This window comes from Streptomyces sp. I05A-00742, assembly GCF_013055795.1.
In the GTDB taxonomy this organism is placed as follows: domain Bacteria; phylum Actinomycetota; class Actinomycetes; order Streptomycetales; family Streptomycetaceae; genus Streptomyces.
The window spans coordinates 105,259-121,039 of record NZ_JABETO010000001.1 but is presented as its reverse complement, the minus strand read 5'-3'; the positions used below and the strand labels follow the sequence as shown (position 1 = coordinate 121,039).

The following is a 15,781-nucleotide window of genomic DNA, read 5'->3' as shown; positions in this document are numbered from 1 at the left end:
GTGTAGGCCCTGGTCAGATCATGATCAGGGCTTACATTGACCGGGCTCTGCGCGAGGCTCCGGCTTCGCGCTGCGCCTTCCCGGTCTCTCAGGAGTCACATGTGTCACCGCGTACCCGCTGCGGCGCGAAGTGCACCACGACCGGGTACAAGTCGGGCACCCGCAAGCACATCGAGGCGCGGGGCCACCGCATCGTCGCCCACTTCGGCGGCCAGTGGAGCGACCTGAACGGTGGCCACTCGGGCCGGGCGTTCACGATGCCGAACCCGATGTACCACCTGCCCTGATCCCGCTGTACTACCTGCCCTGATCCCGCTTCGGGACGGGCACCCGCGTCAGGTCCCGGGCGACGGTCAGTTCACCGTCGAAACCGGCCGCCCGGGCCTGGTGCTCGAAGACCGAGGGGTCGTCGTAGCGCTGCGAGAAGTGCGTGAGCACGAGGTGGCGCACCCCGGCCTCGCGGGCCGCGCGGGCCGCCTGACCGGCCGTGAGGTGGCCGTGGTCGGTCGCCAGCGCCTCGTCCTCGTCCGTGAACGTGGACTCGATGACGAGCAGGTCGCAGCCCTCGGCGAGCGCGTACACGCCGTCGCACAGCCGCGTGTCCATCACGAACGCGAACCGCTGCCCGCGGCGGACCTCGCTCACGTCCTCCAGCGCGACCCCGCCGAGCGAGCCCTCCCGCTGGAGCCGCCCCACGTCCGGGCCGGTGATCCCGTGCTCCGCCAGCCGCTCCGGCAGCATCCGCCGCCCGTCGGGCTCGACGAGCCGGTAGCCGTAGGACTCCACCGGGTGCGAGAGCCTGCGCGCCTCCAGCGTGTACGCCGGCGTCGTCGCGAGGACGCGCGCGGCCCCGGCCACCGGTTCCTGGACGAGTCGCACCGTCTCCCGGTAGGCGGTGGCGTACCGCAGCCGGTCGAAGAAGCGCTGTCCGCTCGCCGGGTAGTGCGCGGTGACCGGGTGGGGCACCCGGTCCAGGTTGATGCGCTGGATCACGCCGGCGAGCCCGAGCGAGTGGTCTCCGTGGAAGTGCGTGACGCAGATCCGGTTCAGGTCGTGCGCCGCCACCCCGGCCCGCAGCATCTGCCGCTGCGTGCCCTCGCCGGGGTCGAAGAGCAGGCCCTCGCCGTCCCAGAGCAGGACATAGCCGTTGTGGTTGCGGTGCCGCGTGGGCACCTGGCTGGCGGTGCCGAGGACGACGAGTTCGCGTGCGGACACGGTGGTGCTCCCGTTGTGCGGTGCCGGCTTGTGCTGTTCTAGCCGGGCGGCCAGTTGAGCCCGCGCCCGCCCAGCACATGCGCGTGCGCGTGGAACACGGTCTGCCCGGCCCCGGTCCCGGTGTTGAAGACGATCCGGTACCCCGACCCGTCCACGTCCTCCTGGGCCGCCACCTCGCCCGCCTCCCGCAGTATGTCCGCGGCGATCTGCGGCTCGGCCGCGGCGAGGGACGCCGCGTCGGGGTAGTGCGCCTTGGGGATCACCAGAACGTGCGTCGGCGCCTGGGGGTTGATGTCGCGGAACGCGACGGCCGTCTCGCTCTCCCGCACGACGGTCGCGGGCACCTCCCCCGCGATGATCTTGCAAAACAGGCAGTCGGCCTGCGCTTCTCCCGCCACCGTGCACTCCTCCGGATCGTCGGCTGATCGTGATCGGATCGTACCGGGCGGCACTGACAACGAGGGGAGGCGCCCACCGGGCTCATGAAGGGCCCTCGGCCGTCAGACCACCAGCGCCGCTGCCGCCTCCCGCGCCTCCGCGAGCCAGGCCTCGCGCTCCGCCGCCGTGGATTCGGAGACCGTCCGGAAGACCTTCCGCCGTACGTCGGTGACACCGACGTACGGCAGCACGCACGCGGCCCAGATCCGCTGGAGCGGGTCCCCGAACTCCTCCCGCTCCCGGTGCTCCGGGGTGTCGGAGGTGTTGAGCACCAGTGCCCGGCCGGCCCGGAGCAGCCCCTCGGGTTCGCCGTCCGCGTGCTCGAGCTTGTAGGCGACGCCGGGCGCGAGCACCCGCTGTATCCAACCGGCCAGCACGGCCGGGGGCATCCCCCACCAGTTGGGGTGGACGAACACCAGAGCGTCCGCCCCGGCGAGCTCGGCGCGGTGCCGGGCCACGAGCACGTCGTCCGCCGTCCCGGCGCCCGCCACCGTGCCCGTCTCATCGGCCCGCAGGAGCGGGTCGAACCCCTCCGCACAGAGGTCATGCGCCAGGACCTCGCATCCTCGGGCGCGCAACTCGTCCGTCACCACGGCGAAGAGGGCGTGGTTGAAGCTGCCGGGGCGTGGATGGGCGAGGAGGGCGACGACGCGCATCAGGCGTTCCTTCCCGGGCCCGGGGCTTCCCAGGCCGCGTGGTCGTGGGCGAAGACGGCCCGCCGGGGGGCGAAGTCCGCCAGGCGGTCGAGCCAGGCGGGGTGGCCGGGCAGAGGTTCGGGGCCGCCGTTCGCGGCGGCGCGGCGGGCCAGCTCGTCGGCGGCGTACGCCGACGCCGTGTCGTGCGCCTGCCCGGCGAGGACGACGGCCCCGCCGTCGGGCCTCCGTACCACCAGCGACTGGTGGCCCGGGGTGTGCCCGGGGGTCGGCACCACGTGCACGCCCGGGACCGGTTCGGCCTCCCCGTCGAGCGCCTCGTACACGGCGCCGGGGAAGTCCACCAGCGCGTCGATCGTGTACCCCGTCCGGCGCGCGGCGGCCAGTTCCGCGCGCTGGACGAGCACGGGCTTCCCGGCGAACAGCGGGTTTCCGCCGCAATGGTCGAAGTGCAGGTGGCAGTTGACGACGAGGGTGACGTCCTCGACGCGTGCCCCGACGGCCGCGAGCGCCTCGGGCAGCCCCCGGCGCCGGGGCCGGTAGTGCGCGTCCGTCTCCGGGCTCCCCGCGCCGATGCCGGTGTCGAACAGGATCAGCCCCCGCGGATGCCGCACGAGGTAGGCGACGGCGGGCTCCACGCGCGCCGTCGGCCCGCCCGTCTCGGAGGCAGGTCGCACGAAGCACCCCAGGTCGAGCGGGTGTACGGCGACGGTCTGGCTCATGGAGATCATCCTGGCAGAGCTCCTTGACGGATCACAGGGCGATGGGCCGGTACGCCAGTGCCTCGTCGACGACCTCCTCGGCCGAGAGCTCGGGCCGGCGGTGGTAGATCAGGTCGGTGACGGCGGGGTGGAGCACGTTCCGCCGCAACTCCGCGACGAGGGCGTTGTGTTCCGCCTCCGTCTCGCCTTCACCGGCCATGATCCGCCGCACCAGCCGGACGAGACCGTCCCGGTCCATGTCGTCGCCCCTCCTTCACCCGGGGATGGACGTGAAGCCCGCCACCGGCCCGTCGTCCGTGTCCTGGACGCGGACGGCGAACTCCTGCCGGGGGAAGGCGTTCCGGAGTGCCGCGTCCCAGCACATCGCCACCGTGCCGGCGACCTCCCGGAGCACGGTGTCCCCCTCCGGCGTGTCGTCCACGGTGACGTGGTCGCCGGTCACGAACCGGTTGAGCACCGCCTCGACGCCCACGACGTCACCGTCGAGGTGGCGGAACCATTCGTCGAACACCCGGGGGTTGTAGGCGCGTTCCCAGATGACGCAGCCGCGCACCGGGACGAACTCGGGGCGGAGGAGCCGGGAGAACGCGAGCCACTGGCCCGCGGTGGTGTGGAAATCGAGGAAGTCGACGTGGTCGGGGGTCCCGGACCAGTCGTCGATCCACCGTCTGATCTCGGGGTGGCCGTCCGGCGCGTACCGGCCATCCGCCCGGTCGGCGGGGCTCAGCTCCACCGCCCCGTCCGTCCCAGCAGCAGGGCCGCCGCCGCGGTGCCGGCCGTGGAGGTGCGGAGGACGCTGGGGCCGAGGCGGTAGGGGTGGGCGCCGGCCGCTTCGAAAGCCGCCAGTTCCTCGGGGGAGACGCCGCCTTCGGGGCCGACGACGAGGACGATGTCACCGGCCGGCGGGAGCCCGGCGGTGGCCAGTGGGGTGCTGCCCTCCTCGTGGAGGACGGCGGCGAAGGCGGCGCCGGAGAGCAGGGTGGAGACCTGCCGGGTCGTCATGAGGTCGGAGACGTCGGGGAAGCGCAGGCGGCGGGACTGCTTGCCCGCCTCTCTCGCCGTCGCGCGCCACTTGCCGAGGGACTTGAGGCCGCGGTCGCCCTTCCACTGGGTGACGCAGCGGGACGCCGCCCAGGGCACGATCGCGTCGACGCCGGTCTCGGTCATGGTCTCGACGGCGAGCTCGCCGCGGTCGCCCTTGGGAAGCGCCTGGACCACGGTGATACGGGGCCGGGGCAGGGGTTCCGAGCGGACGGAGGTGACCGCCACGTCGAGGTGGTCCTTGCCGCTGACGGCGGCCACCGTGCCGTGGGCGCCCGTGCCCCGGCCGTCCGTGAGGACGATGTCCTCGCCGACGCGCAGCCGGCGGACGGAGACGGCGTGGCGGCCCTCGGGGCCGTCGAGGGGGAAGACGGTGCCGGGGAAGACGCCCGTCAGGGAGTCCTCCTCGACCAGGAAGACCGGCGCTGTCATGAGTCGCTCCCTCCCGAGGGCGTGGTCAAGGACGCGCGGGCCGCGTCGAGTTCGGTGGTCAGGACCTCGACCAGCCGGGCGGCCGGGAGGTCCCGGGCCAGGCGGTGGCCCTGGCCGGCCCACAGGTTGACCGCCTGCGGGTCGCCGGCGGCGGCGGCCGCCTTGCGGAGGCCGGCCGTCAGATAGTGGACCTGGGGGTAGGCGGCGGGGGCGTACGGGCCGTGCTCCCGGATGAATCGGTTCACCAGACCGCGGGCCGGACGGCCGGAGAAGGCGCGGGTCACCTCCGTGCCGGTGAACAGCGGGTCGGTCAGCGCCCTCTTGTGCAGATCGCTCGCCCCGGACTCGGGGCAGACCAGGAACGCCGTGCCGAGCTGCGCGGCGCGGGCGCCCGCGGCCAGGACGGCGGCTATCTGGGCGCCGCGCATCAGACCGCCGGCGGCGATCAGCGGCAGCGGTACGGTCTCGCGGACCTCGGTGAGCAGGGCCAGCAGGCCCGCCCCGGCACCGGCGCCGTCCGCCTGGGGATCGTCCCGGTGGGTGCCCTGGTGGCCGCCGGCCTCGATGCCCTGGACGCAGAGCGCGTCGGCGCCCGCCTCCCGGGCGGCCCGGGCCTCGGCGACGGACGTCACGGTGACCACGGTGCGGGTGCCGGCTGCGGCGAGGGCCGCGAGGTCGTCGGCGGACGGGCAGCCGAAGGTGAACGAGACGACCGGGACCGGGTCGTCGAGCAGGATGGCGAGCTTGGCCTCGTACGCGTCGTCGGTGGCGCGGTCCCAGTCGCAGAGGGGTGTGTCGTACCAGGTGGCCTCGCCCGCGAGTTGCTCGGCGTAGACCTCGACGGCCGCCGGGTCCGCGGCGGGTGGCTGGGGCATGAAGAGGTTGACGCCGAAGGGCCGGGACGTACGGGCGCGGAGCTGCTTGATCTCCTCGTACATCGCGGCCGGCGTCTTGTAGCCGGCGGCGAGGAAGCCGAGGCCGCCGGCCTCGGAGACGGCCGCGGCGAGCGGTGGGCAGGAGCCGCCGCCCGCCATGGGGGCCTGGACGATCGGGTGCCGGAACAGGCCGGTCAACGCGGTGTCCCCAACGGATTCAAAGGCCATGACCACATCGTGTCACGCCGCGGGGACCGGGCCGAACCGAACCCGGGCGCGCGCCACGCGCCCGGGCCGGCCGGACCGCCTACCGTCCGTTGAACGCGTCCTTCAGCCGCGAGAACAGGCCCTGCTGACCGGGCTTGAACTCGCCCGTCGGGCGCTCCTCGCCGCGGATCTTCGCCAGCTGGCGGAGCAGGTCCTCCTGCTGCGGGTCGAGCTTGACCGGGGTCGTCACCTCGACGTGCACGACGAGGTCGCCGCGCCCGCCGCCGCGCAGGTGCGTGACGCCGCGCTGGTGCAGCGGGATCGACTGACCGGACTGGGTACCGGGCCGGATGTCGATCTCCTCCACGCCGTCCAGCGTCTCCAGCGGCACCTTGGTGCCGAGGGCCGCCGCGGTCATCGGGATGGTGACGGTGCAGTGCAGGTCGTCGCCGCGCCGCTGGAAGACCGGGTGCGGCTTCTCGTGGATCTCGACGTACAGGTCACCGGCCGGGCCGCCGCCGGGGCCGACCTCGCCCTCCCCGGCGAGCTGGATCCGGGTGCCGTTGTCGACACCGGCGGGGATCTTGACCGTCAGCGTCCGGCGCGAGCGGACGCGGCCGTCGCCGGCGCACTCCGGGCACGGGGTCGGCACGACCGTGCCGAAGCCCTGGCACTGCGGGCACGGGCGGGAGGTCATGACCTGGCCCAGGAAGGAGCGGGTGACCTGCGAGACCTCGCCGCGGCCGCGGCACATGTCACAGGTCTGCGCGGAGGTGCCGGGGGCCGCGCCCTCGCCGCTGCACGTGGTGCAGACGACGGCGGTGTCGACCTGGATCTCCTTGGTCGTGCCGAACGTCGCCTCTTCCAGGTCGACTTCCAGCCGGATCATCGCGTCCTGGCCGCGGCGGGTGCGCGAGCGGGGCCCACGCTGGGACGCCTGGCCGAAGAACGCGTCCATGATGTCGGAGAAGTTGCCGAACCCGGCGCCGAAGCCACCGGCTCCCGCACCGCCGCCCGACGCGGAGAGCGGGTCGCCGCCGAGGTCGTAGACCTGCTTCTTCTGCGGGTCCGAGAGCACCTCGTAGGCGGCGTTGATCTCCTTGAACCGCTCCTGCGTCTTGGGGTCCGGATTCACGTCCGGGTGCAGCTCGCGGGCGAGGCGGCGGAAGGCCTTCTTGATCTCGTCCTGCGAGGCATCGCGCCGTACGCCCAGGACCGCGTAGTAGTCCGTGGCCACTTACGACTCCGCCAGGATCTGTCCGACGTAACGTGCCACTGCGCGTACCGCTCCCATCGTTCCGGGGTAATCCATGCGGGTCGGTCCGACCACGCCGAGTTTGGCGACGGCTTCGTCGCCCGAACCGTAGCCGACGGCGACGACGGATGTGGAGTTCAGGCCCTCGTGGGCGTTCTCATGACCGATGCGGACGGTCATGCCCGAGTCCGTGGCCTCGCCGAGCAGCTTGAGCAGGACGACCTGCTCCTCCAACGCCTCCAGCACGGGCCGGATCGTCAGCGGGAAGTCATGACCGAAACGGGTGAGATTGGCGGTGCCGCCGATCATCAGCCGCTCCTCGGTCTCCTCCACCAGTGTCTCCAGGAGAACGGCCAGGACCGTAGAAACGGTTCCGCGATCGTCCTGCTCGAAGGAGTCGGGGAGGTCCTGCACCAGCTGCGGGACGTCCGTGAACCGGCGCCCCACGACGCGGCTGTTGAGCCGCGCCCGCAGATCCGCCAGGGCGATCTCGCCGACCGGCGCCGGGCAGTCGACCATCCGCTGCTCGACGCGCCCGGTGTCCGTGATCAGCACCAGCATCACCCGGGCCGGGGCGAGCGGCAGCAGCTCCACGTGCCGGACGGTCGACCGGGTCAGCGACGGGTACTGCACGACCGCCACCTGCCGGGTCAGCTGCGCCAGCAGCCGCACCGTACGGGCGACGACGTCGTCGAGGTCGACCGCGCCGTCCAGGAAGTTCTGGATGGCGCGCCGCTCCGCGACGGACAGCGGCTTGACGCCCGCCAGCCGGTCGACGAAGAGGCGGTAGCCCTTGTCGGTCGGGATGCGGCCGGCGCTGGTGTGGGGCTGGGCGATGAAGCCCTCCTCCTCCAGCACGGCCATGTCGTTGCGCACCGTCGCCGGGGACACGCCGAGGTGGTGACGCTCGGTGAGGGCCTTGGAGCCGACGGGCTCCTCGGTGCCCACGTAGTCCTGGACAATGGCACGCAAGACCTTGAGCCTGCGTTCGCTCAGCATCCGCGCACACCTCCAGTCCAGCGGTCCAGCCGTCTTGCGGGGTCCTCCCGGGGTCCTACCCGGGACTCGTGCCTGGCACTCAAAGGTCACGAGTGCCAAACCCCACACGCAAGTGTACGGCGGCGCACCGCGACCACGGCAAGGCAGTCGCGCTCCGTGCCCGCTCCGCGTGCGCCTCCGGACGGGTCACCGTACCGCGCGGCGGTTAGGTTCCTGCCATGACGAACCACGGAGGGGAACACCAGGAGCAGCACGCGGGGGCGCGCTGGGAACGGCTCGCGCCGGGGGTGGCGCGGCGGAGGCTGCCGGGCTGGGACGCGACGGCCGGGGCCGTCGCCGGGGAGGCGGGCGTCCTGGTGGTGGACACGGGGGCGACGCTCGGTGAGGGCGCGGAGATCCACCGCGAGGTGACGGAGCTCTTCGGGCTGCCCGTGACGCATATCGCACTGACTCACGACCACTTCGACCATGTCCTGGGCACCGCCGCGTTCCCGGGCGCCGCGGTGTACGGGGCCGCCGGGCTCGCCGGCTGTCTGGCGGCCGGGGCCGAGGAGCTGCGCGGGAGCGCGGTGCGCCAGGGCGTGGACGCGCGGGAGGCCGCCGAGGCCACCGCCCGGATCGTGCCCCCGGGGCACGAGGTCTCCGGCGAGCTGGCCCTCGGCCTGGGCGGCGGGCGGCGGGTCCGGCTCGTCGCCCTCGGGGCCGCCCACAGCCGGTACGACCTGGTCGTCCTGGTGACGGGCCCGGACGGGTCGCCGGACGTCGTCTTCTGCGGCGACCTGGTCGAGGAGTCCGGCGAACCGCAGGCCGGCCGGGACGCGACCCCGGACGCCTGGCCGGCGGCGCTGGACCGGCTGCTCGCCCTCGGGGGCGACGACGCGGTGTACGTCCCCGGGCACGGCGCGGTGGTCGATGCCCGGTTTGTCCGTGAGCAACGCAACGCGCTGGCACGGCGCTTCGGCGTGTCGTAGGCCGGGAGGGCCGGTTTTTCCTATCGTCTGCGCGTGCGCAGCAGACAGTACGGCCCCGACCTGACCCCTCCGTGGAAGCGGAGCGTCCCCGTCCCCGAGGTGCCGGCCGAGCCGGACCTGGTGGTGGAGGAGGTCACGACCGGCTTCTGCGGGGCGGTGGTCCGCTGCGAGAAGACCGCCCAGGGGCCGACGGTGACGCTGGAGGACCGCTTCGGCAAACACCGCGTCTTCCCGCTGGAGCCGCGCGGCTTCCTGCTGGAGGGCCGCGTCGTCACCCTCGTCCGCCCGGCCGCCCCGCCGCGCGCGCCGCGGGGCCCGGCCCGTACCGCCTCCGGCTCGATCGCCGTCCCCGGCGCCCGGGCCCGGGTCGCGCGGGCCGGGCGCATCTACGTCGAGGGACGGCACGACGCGGAGCTCGTGGAACGGGTGTGGGGCGACGACCTGCGCATCGAGGGCGTCGTCGTGGAGTACCTGGAGGGCGTCGACGACCTGCCGTCGATCGTCCGCGACTTCGGCCCCGGGCCGGACGCGCGACTGGGCGTTCTCGTCGACCACCTGGTGCGGGGTTCGAAGGAGTCCCGGATCGCGGCGGAGGTGACGGGCGAGCACGTGCTCGTCGTCGGGCATCCCTACGTGGACGTGTGGGAGGCCGTGAAGCCGGCGTCGGTGGGAATTTCGGGCTGGCCGTCGGTGCCGCGCGGGCAGGACTGGAAGACGGGCGTGTGCCGGGCGCTGGGCTGGCCGGAGAACACGGGGGCCGCTTGGCAGCGGATTCTGGGCTCGGTGCGGTCGTACAAGGATCTGGAGCCGGAGTTGTTGGGGAGGGTCGAGGAGTTGATCGACTTTGTGACGGTGGGGGTTTAGCGGGGGTTGCCGGGCAGAGTACGGAAGTTGGACGTGTCCAGGATGGTGCCGATCAGATCGAGCGGCACGGGTTCACCGAACTTGCTGGTGCGTTCCGTCCGGTAGTCCGCCTCCTCTCCCACACCGAAAGGCTCGGTCAGCAGGACGCACTTGGCGGCGAACGGATCGATGATCAGGTAGGCGGGAACACGGCCGGCCGCATACACCGAGCGCTTCTCGTGGTAGTCACGGTGGGCGCTGGTCTTGGAGACGACCTCCACGAGCAGGGTGGCGGCCTCGGCGGGAACGAGCCGTCCGGGGCCCTCGAACGCTCCGCGCTCGATCACCAGCAGATCCGGCTGCGGTTCACTTTTCTCGCCCGGAATGGCGATGTCCTGGGTCGTCTTCCGCTGCCACCGGTCCCCGGGAATCCGGTCCCGGACAAGCTCGACGATGTCGTTGTGAACCCAGTCGGGCCCCGCCATCATCACGATGTCCCCCCGCAACAACTCGATCTTGTACCCCTCGAAGACCTCGGGGTGCTCGTCGATGAGCGCGATCAGTCGTTCGTCCACAGCCATCATCTCCGTGGTCCTCCGCATCGCCGCTCCTGCTGTGGGCGACAGCCTAGGGAGAGGCTAGGCGCATTCGGGGGGCATACGCCTCGGTTCACCCGATCAGGTAATCAGTCCACCAGATCCCGCACCACCGCGTCCGCCAGCAACCGGCCCCGCAGCGTCAGCACCGCGCGCCCCGCCGCGTACGGCTCCGGCTGGAGCAGCCCGTCGGCCAGGGCCTTCCCGGCCGCCGCGAGACCCGCCGGCTTCAGCAGGGACAGCGGGCAGCCGTCCAGCAGGCGCAGTTCCAGCAGGATGCGCTCGACGCGGCGGTCCTCGTCGGGCAGGATCTCGCGGCCGGCGCCCGGGGAGCGGCCCTCGGTGAGGGCCTGCGCGTAGGCGCCGGGGTGCTTGACGTTCCACCACCGGACGCCGCCGACGTGGGAGTGGGCGCCGGGGCCCGCGCCCCACCAGTCGGCGCCGCGCCAGTAGAGCTCGTTGTGGCGGCAGCGGCCGGCTTCGGTGGTGGCCCAGTTGGAGACCTCGTACCAGTGGTAGCCGGCGGCGGTGAGGAGGTCCTCGGCGATCAGGTAGCGGTCGGCGTGGACGTCGTCGTCGGTCATGGGGACCTCGCCGCGCCGGATGCGGCGGGCCAGCTGGGTGCCCTCCTCGACGATCAGGGCGTAGGCCGAGACGTGGTCCGGGCCCGCCGTGATCGCGGCGTCCAGGGAGGCGCGCCAGTCGTCGTCGCTCTCGCCGGGGGTGCCGTAGATCAGGTCGAGGTTGACGTGGTCGAACCCGGCCGCGCGGGCCTCGGCCACGCATGCCTCGGGGCGGCCGGGGGTGTGGGTGCGGTCGAGGACCTTGAGGACGTGCTGCCGGGCGCTCTGCATGCCGAACGACACCCGGTTGAAGCCGGCGGCCCGCAGTTCCTCCAGGTAGCGGGGGTCGACGGACTCCGGGTTGGCCTCCGTGGTGACCTCGGCGTCCGGCGCGAGCCCGAACTCGTCGCGGATCGCGGCGAGCATGCGGCCCAGGTCGGCGGCGGGCAGCAGGGTGGGGGTGCCGCCGCCGACGAAGACCGTCTCGACCGGCCGCGGGTCGTCGCCGAGCACCTTCCGGGCCAGGCGGATCTCGTCGGCGACCGTGTCGGCGTAGTTGTCCCGCGAGGCCAGGGCGCCACCGGAACCGCGCAGCTCACTGGCGGTGTAGGTGTTGAAGTCGCAGTAGCCGCAGCGCGTGGCGCAGTACGGGACGTGCAGATAGAACCCGAGGGGCCGCCGCCCGGCGTCCGCGAGGGCGTGGCGGGGCAGGGTCCCGTCCTCGGGCACGGGCTCACCATCGGGCAGTACGGAAGGCATAGGTCCATTGTCCGGCATGGCCGCCGGACAACGGACCGGTCCGGATCAGCGCTCGCGGGCGCCCTCGTACATCTCCTCGATCAGGTCCTTGTACTCGCGCTCCACGACGGGCCGCTTGAGCTTGAGGCTGGGGGTGAGCTCGCCGTGCTCGACGTCCAGGTCGCGGGGCAGCAGCCGGAACTTCTTGATCGTCTGCCAGCGCTGGAGGCCGTCGTTGAGCCGTCGCACATACTCGCCGATCATCTCCTCGGTCTGCGGCGCGGCGACCACGTCGGCGTACGACCGGCCGCCGAGGCCGTGGCCGGCCGCCCACTTCATGATGCCGGGCTCGTCCAGGGCGATGAGGGCGGTGCAGTAGTTGCGGTCGGCGCCGTGCACCAGGATGTTGGAGACGAACGGGCAGATGCCCTTGAAGCGGCCCTCGACCTCGGCGGGCGCGATGTACTTCCCGCCCGACGTCTTGATCAGGTCCTTCTTGCGGTCGGTGATGCGCAGGAAGCCGTCGGGCGACAGCTCCCCGATGTCCCCGGTGTGGAACCAGCCGTCCGGCTCCAGGACCTCGGCCGTGCGCTCGGGCAGGCCGTGATAGCCCTCCATGATCCCGGGGCTGCGGAGCAGCACCTCCCCATCGTCCGCTATACGGACCTCGGTGCCGGGCAGCGGCTTGCCGACGGTGCCGGTGCGGTAGGCCTCGCCCGGGTTGACGAAGTTGGCGGCGCTGGTCTCGGTGAGGCCGTAGCCCTCCAGGATGTGGATGCCGGCGCCGGAGAAGAAGAGGCCGATGTCCGGGGCGAGGGCGGAGGCGCCGGAGATACAGGCGCGCAGCCGGCCGCCGAACGCCTGGCGGATCTTGGAGTAGACGAGCGCGTCGGCCGCCCGGTGCTTGACCGCGAGCCCGAGGGGCACGGAACGGCTCCCGGTGCGGCGGTAGTTGTCCTGGGAGGTTCTGGCGTATTCGCGGGCCACCTCGGCGGCCCACTGGAAGATCTTGTACTTGGCCCCGCCGCCTTCCCGGGCCTTGGCGGCGACACCGTTGTAGACCTTCTCGAAGACGCGGGGGACGGCGGCCATGTAGGTCGGCCGGACGACCGGCAGATTCTCGATGATCTTGTCGGCCCGGCCGTCCACGGCGGTGACGTTCCCGATGGCGATGTGCCCCGCCGTCAGCACCTTGCCGAAGACGTGCGCGAGCGGCAGCCAGAGGTACTGCACATCGTCCTCGTGCAGCAGGCCGGTGGCCTGGATGGCGCGGGCCATGTACGACCAGCTGTCCTGCCGCAGACGGACGCCCTTGGGACGCCCGGTGGTGCCGGAGGTGTAGATGAGGGTGGCGAGCTGGTCGGAGCGGAGCGCGGCCACCCGGTCCCGGACCAGGTCCGGCGTCTCCGCCAGCCGTGCGGCGCCGCGCCGCTCCAGTTCGGCGAGGGAGAGCACCCAGCCGTCCGGGTCGCCCTCGGCGGGGACCGCGTCGGCCTCGTCGATCACCACCACATGGGCGAGGCCGGGGAGCTCGCCGCGCTGCTCGCGGGCCTTGGCCAGCTGGGCGGCGTCCTCCGCGATGAGCACCTTGCTCCCGGAGTCGGCGAGCATGAACGCCGACTCCTCGGCGTTGGTGCTGGGGTAGACGGGGGTGGTGGCGGCGCCGGAGCACAGGATGCCCAGGTCGGCGAGGATCCAGTCGACACGGGTGCTGGAGGAGAGCGCGACCCGCTCCTCGGGGGCGACGCCGAGGCCGATGAGCCCGGCGGAGATCGCGAAGACCCGGTCGGCGGCCTGCCTCCAGGTGAGCGAGGCCCAGCCGGACGGGCCGTGGCCGGAGGGCGGATCCACGGGATGGCGGTAGGCCTCGGCATCGGGGGTGGCGTCGACGCGTTCGAGGAAGAGCGTCGCCACGGAGGGCGGCCGGTTCTCGATCAAAGTCTGGTTGTCGGTCACGGCATCCTCCGGGGCCCGCCTCGTTGCTGGGTGACTCGCGAGTAACCTTCAAGCAGTGATCAGACTAGGGCGCCGGGGGCCGTCGCGTAAGAGCCCCGCAAAGCCTTGTTTAACCTGTGACCGAAAGTGACTGGTGCTACTTACACGTACCGCCGGGGATGGCCATCCGGTATACGGAAGCGCCCGCTCCCCGAAGGAAGCGGGCGCCGGGGCGCATCGCGCGGGCCGCAGCGGCGGACCGGCTACTTCTTGCCCTTCTCGCCACCGCTGTCGTCCGTGGAGAGCACCGCGATGAAGGCGTCCTGCGGCACTTCCACGCTGCCGACCATCTTCATCCGCTTCTTGCCCTCCTTCTGCTTCTCCAGCAGCTTCCGCTTCCGGGAGATGTCACCGCCGTAGCACTTGGCGAGCACGTCCTTGCGAATGGCGCGGACGGTCTCGCGGGCGATGACGCGGGAGCCGATGGCGGCCTGGATGGGCACCTCGAAGTTCTGCCGGGGGATGAGCTCGCGCAGCTTGGCGACGAGCCGGACGCCGTAGGCGTACGCCTTGTCCTTGTGCGTGATCGCGGAGAAGGCGTCGACCTTGTCGCCGTGCAGCAGGATGTCGACCTTGACCAGGTCGGAGATCTGCTCGCCGGTGGGCTCGTAGTCCAGCGAGGCGTAGCCGCGGGTCTTGGACTTGAGCTGGTCGAAGAAGTCGAAGACGACCTCGGCGAGCGGCAGCGTGTAGCGGATCTCGACGCGGTCCTCGGACAGGTAGTCCATGCCCATCAGGACACCGCGGCGGGTCTGGCACAGCTCCATGATCGCGCCGATGAACTCGCTGGGGGCCAGGATCGTGGCCCGCACCACCGGCTCGTGCACCTCGGCGATCTTGCCGGTGGGGAACTCGCTGGGGTTGGTCACCTCGGACTCGGTGCCGTCCTCCATGAGGACGTTGTAGACCACGTTCGGCGCGGTGGCGATCAGGTCGAGACCGAACTCGCGCTCCAGGCGCTCACGGATGACCTCGAGGTGGAGCAGGCCCAGGAAGCCCACGCGGAAGCCGAAGCCGAGCGCGGCGGAGGTCTCCGGCTCGTAGACCAGCGCGGCGTCGTTGAGCTGGAGCTTGTCGAGGGCCTCGCGCAGCTCCGGGTAGTCCGAGCCGTCCAGCGGGTACAGGCCGGAGAACACCATCGGCTTGGGGTCCTTGTAGCCGCCCAGCGCCTGGGTGGCCCCGTGCTGGTACTGGGTGATCGTGTCGCCGACCTTCGACTGGCGGACGTCCTTCACACCGGTGATCAGGTAGCCCACCTCGCCGACGGACAGGCCGTCGGCCGGGAGCATCTCCGGCGAGTTGGTGCCGATCTCCAGCAGCTCGTGGGCGGCGCCCGTGGACATCATCCTGATCCGCTCGCGCTTGCGGAGCGTGCCGTCGACGACCTTGACGTAGGTCACGACGCCCCGGTAGGCGTCGTAGACCGAGTCGAAGATCATCGCGCGGGCCGGGGCGTCCTTGACGCCGACCGGGGCCGGGACGTCGCGGACGACGCGGTCCAGCAGCTCGGGGACGCCGACGCCGGTCTTGGCGGACACCTTGAGGACGTCCGACGGGTCGCAGCCGACGAGGTTGGCCAGCTCGGCGGCGAACTTCTCGGGCTGGGCGGCCGGCAGGTCGATCTTGTTGAGGACCGGGATGATCGTGAGGTCGTTCTCCATCGCCAGGTAGAGGTTGGCGAGGGTCTGGGCCTCGATGCCCTGGGCCGCGTCCACCAGGAGGATGCAGCCCTCGCACGCGGCGAGGGAGCGGGAGACCTCGTAGGTGAAGTCGACGTGCCCGGGGGTGTCGATCATGTTGAGGATGTGGGTCGTCCTCGACTCGTCCTCGGAGGGCGCCCAGGGGAGCCGGACCGCCTGCGACTTGATCGTGATGCCGCGCTCGCGCTCGATGTCCATCCGGTCGAGGTACTGCGCGCGCATCTGCCGCGAGTCGACCACGCCGGTCAGCTGAAGCATCCGGTCGGCGAGCGTCGACTTGCCGTGGTCGATGTGCGCGATGATGCAGAAGTTACGGATCAGAGCCGGGTCGGTACGGCTCGGCTCGGGCACGTTGGTAGGGGTCGCGGGCACGCAGGATCCATTCGGTGACTTCGGCGTTTGCACGCCAGTCTCGGCGGGAGTCGGGTATACGACCACTCCATGGTCCCATGAGCGGCGGCCGCCGTCCGGTTTGGGAGGGCCAGGACCGGGCTGGTAGCCTGGTCCACTGTGCTTCGCGACCCTCTCACGCGCGGAG

General features: G+C 72.0%; 17 protein-coding genes. 3 read left to right on the top strand and 14 right to left on the bottom strand.

Going from position 1 to position 15,781, the window contains the following annotated elements:
• Positions 1-101 precede the first annotated feature (101 nt).
• Entirely contained in the window at positions 102-287 is a 186-nt protein-coding gene (locus HN013_RS32550; RefSeq protein ID WP_398977796.1) for an HAD family acid phosphatase, read from the top strand.
• A 10-nt stretch (positions 288-297) separates the two neighbouring features.
• Here HN013_RS32550 and HN013_RS00525 read toward each other — a convergent pair whose 3' ends face one another.
• From HN013_RS00525 to hrcA, 10 genes are all read right to left on the bottom strand, one after another.
• The gene (locus tag HN013_RS00525) at positions 298-1,215 is read right to left on the bottom strand and encodes a ribonuclease Z (protein ID WP_171161691.1); all 918 of its coding nucleotides are present in this window, start codon (positions 1,213-1,215) and stop codon (positions 298-300) included.
• A 38-nt stretch (positions 1,216-1,253) separates the two neighbouring features.
• The gene (locus tag HN013_RS00520) at positions 1,254-1,613 is read right to left on the bottom strand and encodes a histidine triad nucleotide-binding protein (RefSeq protein ID WP_171161689.1); all 360 of its coding nucleotides are present in this window, start codon (positions 1,611-1,613) and stop codon (positions 1,254-1,256) included.
• A gap of 102 nt (positions 1,614-1,715) precedes the next feature.
• Positions 1,716-2,309, bottom strand: coding sequence for an NAD(P)H-dependent oxidoreductase (locus tag HN013_RS00515; RefSeq protein WP_171161687.1), 594 nt, complete (start codon positions 2,307-2,309; stop codon positions 1,716-1,718).
• Positions 2,309-3,028: an N-acyl homoserine lactonase family protein gene (locus HN013_RS00510; protein ID WP_171162219.1), complete on the bottom strand. Its 720-nt coding sequence runs from the start codon at positions 3,026-3,028 to the stop codon at positions 2,309-2,311. The genes HN013_RS00515 and HN013_RS00510 overlap by 1 nt, the downstream gene beginning before the upstream one ends.
• A 31-nt stretch (positions 3,029-3,059) precedes the next feature.
• The gene (locus tag HN013_RS00505) at positions 3,060-3,266 is read right to left on the bottom strand and encodes a bacteriocin immunity protein (RefSeq protein ID WP_171161685.1); all 207 of its coding nucleotides are present in this window, start codon (positions 3,264-3,266) and stop codon (positions 3,060-3,062) included.
• Positions 3,267-3,281: 15 nt separating this feature from the next.
• Positions 3,282-3,761, bottom strand: a complete 480-nt coding sequence (locus HN013_RS00500; protein ID WP_171161684.1) for a hypothetical protein — start codon at positions 3,759-3,761, stop codon at positions 3,282-3,284.
• Positions 3,752-4,501, bottom strand: coding sequence for a 16S rRNA (uracil(1498)-N(3))-methyltransferase (locus HN013_RS00495; protein ID WP_171161682.1), 750 nt, complete (start codon positions 4,499-4,501; stop codon positions 3,752-3,754). The genes HN013_RS00500 and HN013_RS00495 overlap by 10 nt, the downstream gene beginning before the upstream one ends.
• Entirely contained in the window at positions 4,498-5,604 is a 1,107-nt protein-coding gene (locus HN013_RS00490; RefSeq protein ID WP_171161680.1) for a nitronate monooxygenase, read from the bottom strand. The genes HN013_RS00495 and HN013_RS00490 overlap by 4 nt, the downstream gene beginning before the upstream one ends.
• 79 nt (positions 5,605-5,683) lie before the next feature.
• On the bottom strand, positions 5,684-6,820 hold the full coding sequence (dnaJ, locus tag HN013_RS00485) for a molecular chaperone DnaJ (protein ID WP_171161678.1): 1,137 nt from the start codon (positions 6,818-6,820) through the stop codon (positions 5,684-5,686).
• Positions 6,821-7,837 (bottom strand): heat-inducible transcriptional repressor HrcA, encoded by a 1,017-nt coding sequence (gene hrcA, locus HN013_RS00480; RefSeq protein ID WP_171161676.1) that lies wholly within the window; start codon positions 7,835-7,837, stop codon positions 6,821-6,823.
• Positions 7,838-8,055: 218 nt separating this feature from the next.
• Between hrcA and HN013_RS00475 the strand changes: the two genes are divergently transcribed.
• Both HN013_RS00475 and HN013_RS00470 read left to right on the top strand, forming a co-directional pair.
• Positions 8,056-8,808, top strand: a complete 753-nt coding sequence (locus HN013_RS00475) for an MBL fold metallo-hydrolase (protein WP_171161674.1) — start codon at positions 8,056-8,058, stop codon at positions 8,806-8,808.
• A gap of 33 nt (positions 8,809-8,841) precedes the next feature.
• Positions 8,842-9,672, top strand: a complete 831-nt coding sequence (locus tag HN013_RS00470; RefSeq protein WP_171161673.1) for a DUF3097 domain-containing protein — start codon at positions 8,842-8,844, stop codon at positions 9,670-9,672.
• On the opposite strand, the gene HN013_RS00465 is transcribed toward HN013_RS00470, so the two are convergent.
• From HN013_RS00465 to lepA, 4 genes are all read right to left on the bottom strand, one after another.
• Positions 9,669-10,253: a Uma2 family endonuclease gene (locus HN013_RS00465; RefSeq protein WP_398977785.1), complete on the bottom strand. Its 585-nt coding sequence runs from the start codon at positions 10,251-10,253 to the stop codon at positions 9,669-9,671. The two genes, HN013_RS00470 and HN013_RS00465, sit on opposite strands and share 4 nt — an antisense overlap.
• 83 nt (positions 10,254-10,336) lie before the next feature.
• Positions 10,337-11,569: a radical SAM family heme chaperone HemW gene (gene hemW, locus HN013_RS00460; RefSeq protein ID WP_171161672.1), complete on the bottom strand. Its 1,233-nt coding sequence runs from the start codon at positions 11,567-11,569 to the stop codon at positions 10,337-10,339.
• A 45-nt stretch (positions 11,570-11,614) separates the two neighbouring features.
• Entirely contained in the window at positions 11,615-13,504 is a 1,890-nt protein-coding gene (locus HN013_RS00455; protein WP_171161671.1) for a long-chain fatty acid--CoA ligase, read from the bottom strand.
• Between the two features lie 242 nt (positions 13,505-13,746).
• Positions 13,747-15,615 carry a translation elongation factor 4 gene (gene lepA, locus HN013_RS00450; RefSeq protein ID WP_171161670.1) on the bottom strand — a complete coding sequence of 623 codons (1,869 nt, stop codon included), beginning with the start codon at positions 15,613-15,615 and terminating at the stop codon, positions 13,747-13,749.
• Positions 15,616-15,781: the final 166 nt, after the last annotated feature.